Below are 11,500 nucleotides of genomic sequence, written 5' to 3'. Positions count from 1 at the left end.
ATGATCGCACGCCTGTGCGCGCCTGTCAGCCCTGTTCCGCGGCGCCGACCGCGCCCTGGTGCCGTGCTCCGTTCGCCGGGAGCCGTCCCGGGTGTGCCCGGGCGGTGGAGGCCCTCATTGCTCCCGGTCCAGGATCCCGGACCGGGCGATCAGATAGCCGAGTTGCGCCCGCGAACCGCTGCCGAGCGAGGAGGCCAGTTTCGCGATGTGGGCGCGGCAGGTGCGGACGTTCATTCCGAGGCGGCGCGCGATGGCCTCGTCGACATGACCCTCCACGAGGAGCCTGGCTATGGCCCGTTGGACCCCGCTGATGCCGTTGACGTTGGGTTCGTACGTCACCGGGTCGTCGAGCGGTATCGCCTGCATCCAGAACTGGTCGAAGACGCCGACGAGATACTCGACGAGGCCCGGGTGGTGCAGCTCCAGCGCGACCTGGCGGTCCCGGCTGGCCGGGACGAAGGCGACCTTGCGGTCCACGATGATCAGCCGGTCGATGATCTCCTCCAGCGTGCGCACCTCGACCGCGGGGCCTATGCGTTCGAGGTAGGCGAGGGTGATCGGCTGGTGGCGCGCGGTGTGCTGGTAGAGCGTGCGCATCCGCACGCCCCGGCTGAGGAGTGGTCTCACCCGGCGCAGTGCCTCGCCGAAGGTCGCCGCGCTTCGTCCGCTGCCGGGCTGGACGGTCAGCAACTCGGTGCTGCATTCGGCCACGACGCGGTCGAGGCTGGCGTTGATCCGCGCGAGCCCTTCGAGGACGGTGATCGCGTGGGTGGTCGAGGGGTCCTGGGCGCTGATGGTCATGAATGGCTCGAACGCGTCGGACAGTTGGACCGTGAGGCGTCTACGCTCCTGGATTTCGCTCTCGATCGGCAGCAGCAGCTGGGCCAGGGCGGCGGAGGGGGGAACCGGGCGGAGCCACTGCACGTCGTCGGGGTCGGGACGCAGCAGGTCCAGGTCGATCAGGCAGGGCGCACACGTCACCTCCGTCCGCGATATCCGCCCGCTCCGAAGGGCGTTCGCGTAGAGCCGGGAGCCGGCCTCGCACAGTTCGGCATGTGTGTGAGGGTGCCCCCGATTGTCCAGTTCCGACCCCATGTGTACACCCCCAGGCTTTTGCAATACAGGAACATGATGCATTGGGTCAGTGGTGGAAACGTGGAGAGTGAGCCATCGTCATGGCTGCGGGGGAGCCGTAGGAATCACCTTCAAGTGAGGTTGCTCGGTCATGGCCAAGAAGCTCATACGCACCGTAGTCGGTGTCGCGCTCTTCGCTGCTGCGGCGGTGGGAGTGTCGGCGTCGGCCGAGGGCCCCGGGTGGGGACTGGGTTCGCAGGTGACCTCAGCGGCGCCTGACCCGGGCTGGGAGGTCGCTCCGGCCGTGGTTGCGGACCCCGGTTGGGAAGTTGCTCCGGCGGCTGTCCCCGATCCGGGCTGGGAGGTCGCGCCGGCGGCGGACCCCGGTTGGGAAGTGGCTCCGGCCGCTGATCCCGGTTGGGAGTCCGTGAGGGCATGACGGTTCCCGAGGATCCCCGCTTCCGGCGGGAGATGGCGACCGCGTACCGCTCCGGGTGGCATTTCATCGACCTCGTCACGGCGGTGCCGCATCGTGGCGATTCGTTGATGGTCACCCTCTTCGGCGAACCGGTCGTGATCAACCGTGGCGACGACGAGGAGATCCGCGCGTACCGGTGCCTGAGGAGGCCCCGTGGTGCTCCGCAACCCGTTCGCTGTGCCATCAGGTACGGCATGATTTTCGTCAATCTCGACCAGCGCGACCATCAGCTGGTCGAACCGCAAACCACCACCGCCACCCCCCGCAGTGCCTGAGCGGTTCCCCCGTCGTTCAAGATCGCTCAGGTGCTTCCCCCACACAGCGGCGCCATCGTGGACCTGAAACACGATGGCGCCGCTGTGCTGTGCGCGTACGCCCCGGCCACGTGACACACCCCGGGCGCGCGTGCGGCGGGCCCTGCTAGGCCCGCCCCATCGCCCGCGTCAGGGCGATCTCGATGACCACCCGGTCCGGGTTCGGGGCCGGTGTGCGTCCGTACCGCTCCGCGTAGCGCGCCACCGCTTCCGCTACCGCCTCGGGCTCCGTACGGACCCTGGCGAGCCCCTCCAGCGTCGCCCAGCGCCCCCTGTCCACCTGGCAGACCGCGACCGGGACCGGTCCGGGGCCCCCGGCGAGGACGTTGGCGACCTTGCGGCTGTGCCTGTTGGTGATGATGCGGGCGATGCCCTTGTCGCCGCCCTCCGGGTCGTAGGTGACGCCCACGGCGACGACGTGCGGTGTGCCGTCCGGCCGCGGGGTCGTCAGTGTGCAGATGTGGTTCTCGCGCCAGAAGCCGAGATACGGCGCGCCGGGGTTCCGTGGGTCGATGGCCATGTCCCGGAACCTACCCGCGGGTCCCGATGTTCCCTTGCCTTGAGCGGAATTGACTCAACTTTGTGTAGGTTGGAAGGGTCATGGGCGGACCGACGCCGCAAAGACCGGAGCCGAGGAGGAGAAACCGCACGTGGACGCCGAGCTGACCAACAGGAGCCGGGACGCGCTCAACGCCGCTTCCAGCCGAGCCGTGTCCGAGGGGCACCCCGATCTGACCCCCGCTCATCTCCTGCTCGCACTGCTCGCGGGCCAGGACAACGAGAACATCACCGACCTGCTGGCCGCCACCGAGGCGGACCAGGCCGCGGTACGGTCCGGGGCGGAGCGGGTGCTCGCCGACCTGCCCAGCGTGACCGGGTCCACCGTGGCGCCGCCGCAGGCCAGTCGCGAGATGCTTGCCGTGATCGCCGACGCGTCGGCGCGCGCGAAGGAGCTCGGCGACGAGTACATCTCCACGGAGCACCTGCTCATCGGCGTCGCGGCCAAGGGCGGGCGGGCCGGCGAGGTGCTGTCCGGGCAGCGGGCCACGGCGAAGAGGCTGCTGGAAGCGTTCGAGGCCGCGAGAGGAGGGCGCCGGGTGACGACCCCCGACCCCGAGGGTCAGTACAAGGCCCTGGAGAAGTTCGGTACGGACTTCACGGCCGCGGCGAGGGACGGGAAGCTCGACCCCGTCATCGGCCGCGACCAGGAGATCCGTCGCGTCGTGCAGGTGCTGTCGCGCCGCACCAAGAACAACCCCGTGCTGATCGGTGAGCCGGGCGTCGGCAAGACCGCCGTCGTCGAGGGCCTCGCCCAGCGGATCGTGAAGGGTGACGTTCCCGAGTCGCTCCGCGACAAGCGGCTGGTCGCGCTCGATCTCGGCGCGATGGTTGCGGGCGCGAAGTACCGGGGCGAGTTCGAGGAGCGTCTGAAGACCGTCCTCTCCGAGATCAAGGCGAGCGAGGGCCGGATCATCACGTTCATCGACGAGCTGCACACGGTCGTGGGCGCGGGCGCCGGCGGTGACTCCGCGATGGACGCGGGCAACATGCTGAAGCCGATGCTGGCGCGCGGCGAGCTGCGGATGGTCGGTGCGACGACGCTCGACGAGTACCGCGAGCGGATCGAGAAGGACCCGGCGCTGGAGCGCCGCTTCCAGCAGGTGCTGGTGGCCGAGCCGACGGTCGAGGACACCATCGCGATCCTGCGCGGGCTCAAGGGCCGGTACGAGGCGCACCACAAGGTGCAGATCGCGGACAGCGCGCTGGTGGCCGCGGCGACCCTCTCCGACCGGTACATCACCTCGCGCTTCCTGCCCGACAAGGCCATCGACCTCGTCGACGAGTCGGCCTCCCGGCTGCGGATGGAGATCGACTCCTCGCCGGTCGAGATCGACGAGCTGCAGCGCTCTGTCGACCGGCTGCGGATGGAGGAGCTCGCGCTCAAGAACGAGTCCGACGAGGCGAGCAAGCTGCGCCTGGACAAGCTCCGGCGCGACCTCGCGGACCGCGAGGAGGAGCTGCGCGGACTCACCGCCCGCTGGGAGAAGGAGAAGCAGGCCCTCAACCGCGTGGGCGCGCTCAAGGAGAAGCTCGACGAACTGCGCGGACTGGCGGAGCGGGCACAGCGCGACGGCGACTTCGACACCGCCTCCAAGCTGCTGTACGGGGAGATCCCCGGGCTGGAGCGGGAGCTCGCGGAGGCCACGGAGGCGGAGGCCCGCCAGGAGGCGGCCAAGGACACGATGGTCAAGGAGGAGGTCGGCCCGGACGACATCGCGGACGTGGTCGCCTCCTGGACCGGTATCCCGGCGGGCCGGCTGCTGGAGGGCGAGACACAGAAGCTCCTGCGGATGGAGTCCGAGCTGGGCAAGCGTCTCATCGGCCAGAGCGAGGCGGTCCGGGCGGTCTCGGACGCGGTGCGCCGCTCCAGGGCGGGCATCGCGGACCCCGACCGTCCCACGGGCTCGTTCCTCTTCCTCGGCCCGACCGGCGTCGGCAAGACGGAGCTGGCGAAGGCACTCGCGGACTTCCTCTTCGACGACGAGCGGGCGATGATCCGCATCGACATGTCGGAGTACGGCGAGAAGCACAGCGTCGCGCGCCTGGTCGGGGCCCCGCCCGGATACGTCGGTTACGAGGAGGGCGGCCAGCTGACCGAGTCGGTGCGCCGGCGCCCCTACAGCGTGGTCCTGCTGGACGAGGTGGAGAAGGCCCACCCCGAGGTCTTCGACATCCTGCTCCAGGTTCTCGACGACGGCAGGCTCACCGACGGCCAGGGCCGGACGGTCGACTTCCGCAACACCATCCTGATCCTGACCTCCAACCTCGGCAGCCAGTTCCTCGTCGAACCGCTGACCGGCGAGGAGCAGAAGAAACAGCAGGTCCTGGAGGTCGTGAGGGCCTCGTTCAAGCCGGAGTTCCTCAACCGGCTGGACGACATCGTCGTCTTCTCGGCCCTGTCGAAGGACGAGCTGGCCCATATCGCGCAGCTCCAGATCGGCCGCCTCGCCAAGCGGCTCGCCGAGCGGCGGCTGTCCCTGGACGTCACCCCGGCGGCACTGGAATGGCTTGCCGACGAGGGCAACGACCCGGCCTACGGAGCCCGGCCGCTGCGCCGTCTCATCCAGACGGCGATCGGCGACCGCCTCGCCACGGAGATCCTCTCTGGCGAGATCATGGACGGCGACACGGTGCGCGTCGACCGCTTCGAGGACGGCCTGATCGTGGGGCCCGCGCGGTAGTCGGGGCGGGGGTCCGGGGTTGTCCCCGGGCTCCGTGTGCCGGTCAGGGATGGCGTGCGCGTCGACCGCTTCGAGGACGGCCTGATCGTGGGGCCCGCGCGGTAGTCGGGGCGGGGGTCCGGGGTTGTCCCCGGGCTCCGTGTGCCCGGGCGCTGCCCCGCCGGGCCACGCTCCGTTTCGGACACGTCCGGCGGAAGGACCGGTGGGGGTTGCCACCCCCCGCCCGGGATGGGGGAGGATGGCCGCATCCGTACGAAGGGAATCACCCCGTGAGCATCGACCCGTCCTCGATTCCGAATTTCGGGGGCCAGCCCCAGCCTCAGGCCGCAGGACCGGCGGGCCCTGTCGTGCCCGACCAGGACCTGGTCAAGCAGCTCCTCGACCAGATGGAACTGAAGTACGTCGTCGACGACGAGGGTGACCTCGCGGCGCCGTGGGAGGAGTTCCGCACGTACTTCATGTTCCGCGGCGAGGACGAGCAGCAGGTCTTCTCGGTGCGCACGTTCTACGACCGTCCGCACGCCATCGAGGACCGGCCGAAGGTCCTCGACGCGATCGACGACTGGAACCGCCGCACCCTGTGGCCCAAGGTCTACACGCACACCCACGAGGAGGAGGGCGAGCCCCAGTCGCTCCGTCTCATCGGTGAGGCGCAGATGCTGATCGGCACCGGTGTCAGCCTCGAGCACTTCGTGTCCTCGACGGTCAGCTGGGTGCGCGCCTCCATCGAGTTCGACAAGTGGCTGGTGGAGCAGTTCGGCCTGGAGGAGTCCGCGGGCGGCGAGGACGAGAAGCCCGCCGACGACGAGGCCTGACCGGCAGCGCTCATAGCGCCAGCGGGGCGAGCGTCAGCAGGTACGTCCCGTAGCCGAACGACAGCACGGCCAGGGCGGCGATCACCGTGATCGCCGCCCTCGGCCGTGCTTTCTTCAGGGCGCACGCCAGCGGCAGCAGCAGCGGGAACGCGGGCAGCAGAAAGCGCGGCTTGGACTCGAAGAAGCCCGAGCCGCCGACCGTGATCAGCACGAGGACCCCGGTGTACACGAGCAGCGGCAGCGGGGGCCGGTCCAGCACGAAGAGCACGAAGAGCAGCACACCCGCGCCGACGATCACCAGGGCCATGGGGAAGCCGAAGGACACCGGCGTGGTCACCATGGACCGCACCACCCGCAGCGAGCCCGCGCCCAGGTCGAACCGTGACGTCCAGCCGCTCTGCACGGCGAAGTAGCCGCCGACCGGATCGCCCGTGCGCAGCCCCACCCAGAGCAGATAGCCGGCCCAGCCGGACGGCGCCAGCAGGGCCGCGGCCCACAGGCGTCCTCCGTCCCTCCCTCTGCGCCGCCACAGTTCGTGCGCCGCCACCGCGCACACCGCCGCCGCGACCGCGATCCCGTTGGGCCGGGTCAGTCCGGCCAGCGCCGCCAGCGAGCCCGCCCAGAGCCAGCGGCGGGTCAGCAGCGCGTACAGCGACCAGGCCGCCAGCGCGGTCAGCAGCGGCTCCGTGTACGCCATGGACAGCACGATCGAGTGCGGCAGCAGTCCCCACAGCAGGACGAGAACGGTGGCGACGGTCCGGTCGTACAGCCGGTCGACGACGGCGTGGATGCCCCAGGCCGCGGCGCCCGCCGCCGCCCACGAGAGCACCAGCCCCGCGGTGCCGCCCGCCACCGGCAGCACGGCCGTCGTGGCCCGTACGAGTCCGGGGTAGACGGGGAAGAACGCCAGATCGGACTGGACGACGCCGTCCGGCCAGTAGAGCGTGCGGCCGTAGCCGTGCGCGGCGATACGGGCGTACCAGGCGGAGTCCCACGAGGTGGCGAGCAGGGCCCGCGGGGACCTGCCGATGTGCCAGGCCCACAGGGCCATCAGCGCCATTCCGGTGAGCCGGGCCGCCGCGAACAGTCCGAGTGCGGGGGCCGCCCGGTGGAGGGCGGTGCGCCACCGAGGAACCGGCCTGGCATCGACTGACGCCTTGTGAAACGTCTCGGCGAACAGGGGACACCTCCGTGCGCGCGTGATCGGTCAGTCAACCCGACCTTCATCGGCGCACGGATGCGGCGCGAGTGCTGGGCGGCCATCCGGGGGACCGGCTCCCCGGGAGCCTTACGGTGCGGGACCGTGCCATGCGGTCGAGACGCGGGCCCCGGTCAGCTCCCCGCGAGCCCCTTCAGCCGTGAGACGGCTTCCGTGAGGACGTCCTCCCGCTTGCAGAACGCGAACCGCACGAAGGGCGCGCCCTGTTCGCGGTGGTCGTAGAAGACGGCGTTCGGGATCGCGACGACCCCGGCGCGCTCCGGCAGCGCCCGGCAGAACGCGAAGCCGTCGTGCTCGCCGAGCGGGCGGATGTCGGTGGTGACGAAGTACGTCCCGGCCGGGCGGTACACCTCGAAGCCGGCCGCCGTGAGCCCCGAGCTCAGCAGATCCCGCTTGGCGCGCAGTTCGTCCCTGATCCCGTCGAAGTACTCCTCCGGCAGCGCGAGCGCCTCGGCCACCGCGTACTGGAAGGGGCCCGCGGAGACGTACGTCAGGAACTGCTTGGCCGAGCGGACGGCCGTGACCAGCTCCGGCGTGGCCGTCACCCAGCCGACCTTCCAGCCGGTGAACGAGAACGTCTTCCCGGCCGAGCCGATGGTGACCGTCCGCTCGCGCATCCCCGGGAAGGACGCGATCGGGGTGTGCTCGCCGTCGAAGACCAGGTGCTCGTACACCTCGTCGGTCACGACCAGCAGGTCCCGTTCGACGGCGAGTGCGGCGACCGCCGCCAGCTCCTCGCGGGTCAGGACGGTGCCGGTCGGGTTGTGCGGGGTGTTGAGCAGAATCAGCCGGGTGCGCTCGGTGACGGCGTCCCGCAGTTCGTCCAGGTCCAGCTGGAAGCGCCGGCCCCCGGCCTCGCCGCCGGGGCCCTCCGTGGGGCGGAGTGTGACAGGTACGCGTCGCCCGCCCGCCATGGCGATGCACGCGGCGTAGGAGTCGTAGTACGGCTCCAGCGCGACCACCTCGTCGCCCGGCTCGACGAGCGCGAGCAGGGCGGCGGCGATCGCCTCGGTCGCACCGGCCGTGACCAGCACCTCGGTGTCCGGGTCGTACGCGAGTCCGTACCGCTGCCGCTGGTGGACGGAGATCGCGGTGCGCAGCTCGGGGACGCCGGGGCCGGGCGGGTACTGGTTGCCGCGGCCGTCGCGTAGCGCCCGTACCGCCGCCTCCCGGATCTCCTCGGGGCCGTCGGTGTCGGGGAAGCCCTGGCCGAGGTTGATCGCGCCGGTGCGCACGGCGAGCGCGGACATCTCGGCGAAGATCGTCGTCCCGAATGCGGCAAGGCTGCGGTTCAGCAGGGGCCGCTCGCTGGAGGTCATGGCGGCCATCCTGCGCGGAACCTCTGGACTTGCTCAAGTCTGCTTTGGGCCTTCGGAGCGTCGGGCATCCCCCTCACACGCACGAAGCGGTGCGTCACAAGCTCAGGACCGATGCACGCGAGACGTGCAGCTGAGACAACGGGGAGGGTGAGGACGATGTTCGATACTTTGGGAGCCGTTTTCATTCTGGTGGTGGTCGTCGCGATGGTGATCGGGGTGGCCGCCGTGAGTTCGCGGCTCGGGGGCCGGAGGCGGTCGCGCAGCGGCGGTGGTGGCAGTGGTGGCAGTGGTGGCGGTTGGTGGGCCAGCGGCGGTGACGGCGGCTCGTCGTGCGGAGGGGGCTCGTCGTGCGGCGGCTCGTCCTCCTGCGGAGGCGGAGGCGGAGGCGGGGGCGGAGGCTGCGGCGGCGGGAGCAGCTGACACGGGGCAGCGGCTGACACGGGGCAGCTGATGTGCCGCGAAAGAGAGGACGCCCGGGCGGGAGACGAACTCCCCCCGGGCGTCGTTCTGTTGACGCACTCTGCGCGTATCCGGCTGTCTCGGGCGCGTCCGGGATGGATTTCTGTTGAACAGTTGAACCGTAAGGCCCCCGGGGGGATGGAAAGCACGTCAACTTGGGTAAAGAGCCTATGAGCGGCGCGCACTTCGTGATTCCCTCGCTGTTGAGAACATCCAGCCCTCGGACCCTGATGTGGAGCCCGAGCAGGCGGTCCCCCCTCCTCTGTGGTTCCTCCGGGGCGCACCGGACCGCCTCTTCATCCCGTTACGCGTGTTTTGCGGAGCCGACCCATGCTCACGACCCTGAAGACGTCCTACACCGACACCCGCGCGGCCGATCTGGCCTGGGCGCTGGGTCGGGACCCGCTGCCCGCCCTCGCCGAGCTCGACCTCGAACTTTCGGGTGCGAAGCTGCAGTTGAGGCTGCTGGGCGCGTCCCATCAGGTGCTCCTCGAGGAGGCTGAGGGTGTCTGCTCCGAGACCGTGGCCTGCATCCCTGGGAGCAGCACCCCGCTGCCGCTGGGTGTGGCCAAGCGGATCGGCGCGTGGGAATACCAGTTCGCGGCGCGTGTCGAGACGTTGTCGAAGGGCTCGTTCGCGGGGCGCGCGCAGGAGCTTCTCGCGCTGGTGGCGGACCATCCGAACGGGCTCGCGGGTACGTTCCCCGGCTCGCCGCACGCGTTCACGGCGATGGTCGCGCAGCGCTTCGAGGGGCAGGTGCGATGGCGCACCTGGCATGCGTACCCGCAGGAAGGGCAGCTTGTGGTGACCCGTACGAGGGTCGGCGAGCGCATGCCCGCGGCGCGCTGAATCCACACATCACGGCGGCATTTCGAGGCAATTGCACCCGTGTGGGTGACGTGATGCCATGGGCGAGTGACGTAGCGTTACGGCATGATCGACCCGCCTGCGTCAACGCCCCTCAAGGCCGGGGCGCGACAACTCCGGGGCGGGGAGCGGCTGCCCGTCCGTCCGGGCGCGGGCCGGTACGTCGTCCTCCTCGTGGTCTTCGTGTGCGCCGCCTGCGGTCTTGTGTACGAACTCGAACTCGTCGCGCTCGCCTCCTACTTGATCGGTGACTCGGTCACCCAGGCATCCGTCGTCCTCTCCGTCATGGTGTTCGCGATGGGCGTCGGCTCACTGCTCGCGAAGCGGATGCGCTGCCACGCCGCCGTCGGCTTCGGTCTGGTGGAGGCGGCGCTCGCGCTGATCGGGGGCTGCTCGGCGCTCGTGCTGTACGCCGCGTTCGCCTGGCTCGGCGAGGCGCGGTACGCGCTGGTGGGGTTCTCGCTCGCGATCGGGGTGCTGATCGGTGCGGAGATCCCGCTGCTGATGGCTCTGATCCAGCGTGCCTCCCGGCGGGAGGAGCAGGACGCGGCGGGCACGGTCGCGGATCTGTTCGCGGCCGACTACGTGGGTGCCCTGGTGGGCGGGCTCGCCTTTCCGTTCCTGCTGCTGCCCTGGCTGGGCCAGCTCACGGGGGCGCTGCTGACCGGCGCGGTGAACGCGGTGGCGGGCGGGGCGCTGGTGCTGTGGCTGTTCAGGACGGATCTCTCGGCGCGGGCCCGCTGGTGGCTGCTCGCGGCGAACGTGACCGTGCTGCTGGTGCTCGGCACGGCGACGGCGCTGGTGGGGGACTTCGAGTCGGCGGCGAGGCGGGCGGTGTACGGGGAGCCGGTGCGGGTGGCCGTGCGCACCGGGATGCAGGAGGTCGTGCTGACCGGGGAGAGGCACGGGCCGGTGGGCCTCTTCCTGGACGGGCGCCTGAAGGTGAGCGGCCGCGAAGAGGCGCGCTACCAGGAGGCGATGGTCCGTGCCGCCATGCGGGGGCCGCACGCGCGTGTGCTGATCCTCGGCGGCGGTGACGGGCTCGTGGCACGCGAGGTGCTCAAGCACCCGGGCGTGAGCTCGGTGACCCTCGTCGAGCGCGACCCGGGCATGGTTCGGCTGGCGCGGACGGACCCGGGGCTGGCGGCGCTGAACGGGCATGTGTACCGCGATCCGCGGCTGCGCGTGGCGTACGCGGACGCGTTCGTCTGGCTCCGGTCGGCACGGGGCGAGTACGACGTGGTCGTCTCTGACCTCCCCGAGCCATGGACGACGCCCGGCGCGAAGCTCTACTCGCAGGAGTTCTACGGCCTCACCGCGGGTGCCCTCGCCGAGGGCGGGCGGGTGGCCGTGCACACGGGGCCCATCGCGGCGCGCCCGGAGGTGTACTGGACGGTCGAGGCGACGATGCGTTCGGCGGGCCTCGCGACGGTGCCGTACCGGGCGGCTGCACGGTCGGGGCGGGGATTCGTGCTGGCGACGGCGGGCGGGGCGAGGCCGGCGCAGGGACCGGAGGCCCTGAGCGTGGAGAGCGAGCGTCCCAAGGACCTGCCCCCCTCGACGCTGCTGCATCCGCGGTACGGGGAGTGAGCCGGCGCCGGGCGGGCCGGGTGACGCCCCGCCCCGGGGCGGGAGATCTGCAGGGCGTCCGGGCGGGCCGCCTGCGGGGTGGGGACGCGGGGCACCGGGAAGGCCACCGAATACCCGCACGGG

General features: G+C 70.9%; 9 protein-coding genes. 5 read left to right on the top strand and 4 right to left on the bottom strand.

Annotation, left to right across the window (positions count from 1 at the left end; genetic code table 11):
• Nucleotides 1–114: 114 nt before the first annotated feature.
• Nucleotides 115–1,095 carry a helix-turn-helix transcriptional regulator gene (locus ACFU5O_RS15890; protein ID WP_384240527.1) on the bottom strand — a complete coding sequence of 327 codons (981 nt, stop codon included), beginning with the start codon at nt 1,093–1,095 and terminating at the stop codon, nt 115–117.
• A gap of 414 nt (nt 1,096–1,509) precedes the next feature.
• On the opposite strand from ACFU5O_RS15890, the gene ACFU5O_RS15885 reads away from it, so the two are divergent.
• Nucleotides 1,510–1,827: a (2Fe-2S)-binding protein gene (locus tag ACFU5O_RS15885; protein WP_384240525.1), complete on the top strand. Its 318-nt coding sequence runs from the start codon at nt 1,510–1,512 to the stop codon at nt 1,825–1,827.
• 145 nt (nt 1,828–1,972) lie between these two features.
• Here the strand turns inward: ACFU5O_RS15885 and ACFU5O_RS15880 are convergent, their stop codons facing one another.
• Nucleotides 1,973–2,386, bottom strand: a complete 414-nt coding sequence (locus ACFU5O_RS15880) for a pyridoxamine 5'-phosphate oxidase family protein (RefSeq protein ID WP_384240524.1) — start codon at nt 2,384–2,386, stop codon at nt 1,973–1,975.
• Between the two features lie 130 nt (nt 2,387–2,516).
• Here ACFU5O_RS15880 and clpB point away from each other — a divergent pair, with 130 nt between their 5' ends.
• Together clpB and ACFU5O_RS15870 are read left to right on the top strand one after the other, a co-directional pair.
• Nucleotides 2,517–5,108 carry an ATP-dependent chaperone ClpB gene (gene clpB / locus ACFU5O_RS15875; RefSeq protein ID WP_384240522.1) on the top strand — a complete coding sequence of 864 codons (2,592 nt, stop codon included), beginning with the start codon at nt 2,517–2,519 and terminating at the stop codon, nt 5,106–5,108.
• Between the two features lie 269 nt (nt 5,109–5,377).
• Nucleotides 5,378–5,923 carry a YbjN domain-containing protein gene (locus ACFU5O_RS15870; RefSeq protein WP_384240521.1) on the top strand — a complete coding sequence of 182 codons (546 nt, stop codon included), beginning with the start codon at nt 5,378–5,380 and terminating at the stop codon, nt 5,921–5,923.
• A 10-nt stretch (nt 5,924–5,933) separates the two neighbouring features.
• On the opposite strand, the gene ACFU5O_RS15865 is transcribed toward ACFU5O_RS15870, so the two are convergent.
• Both ACFU5O_RS15865 and ACFU5O_RS15860 read right to left on the bottom strand, forming a co-directional pair.
• Nucleotides 5,934–7,103, bottom strand: coding sequence for a hypothetical protein (locus ACFU5O_RS15865; RefSeq protein WP_384241060.1), 1,170 nt, complete (start codon nt 7,101–7,103; stop codon nt 5,934–5,936).
• 152 nt (nt 7,104–7,255) lie between these two features.
• Nucleotides 7,256–8,470, bottom strand: a complete 1,215-nt coding sequence (locus tag ACFU5O_RS15860; RefSeq protein ID WP_384240520.1) for a pyridoxal phosphate-dependent aminotransferase — start codon at nt 8,468–8,470, stop codon at nt 7,256–7,258.
• Nucleotides 8,471–9,250: 780 nt separating this feature from the next.
• Here ACFU5O_RS15860 and ACFU5O_RS15855 point away from each other — a divergent pair.
• Complete coding sequence (locus ACFU5O_RS15855; protein WP_384240518.1) at nt 9,251–9,769, top strand: DUF2617 family protein; 519 nt, start codon at nt 9,251–9,253, stop codon at nt 9,767–9,769.
• 84 nt (nt 9,770–9,853) lie between these two features.
• A complete protein-coding gene (locus ACFU5O_RS15850) occupies nt 9,854–11,377 on the top strand; it encodes a polyamine aminopropyltransferase (RefSeq protein ID WP_384240516.1) in 1,524 nt (507 codons plus the stop codon).
• Nucleotides 11,378–11,500 lie beyond the last annotated feature (123 nt).

The sequence above is a fragment of the Streptomyces sp. NPDC057445 genome, assembly GCF_042802855.1.
Classification (GTDB): Bacteria; Actinomycetota; Actinomycetes; order Streptomycetales; family Streptomycetaceae; genus Streptomyces.
The sequence above is the reverse complement of the archived record's forward strand: the minus strand, read 5'-3'. Positions and strand labels throughout refer to the sequence as shown.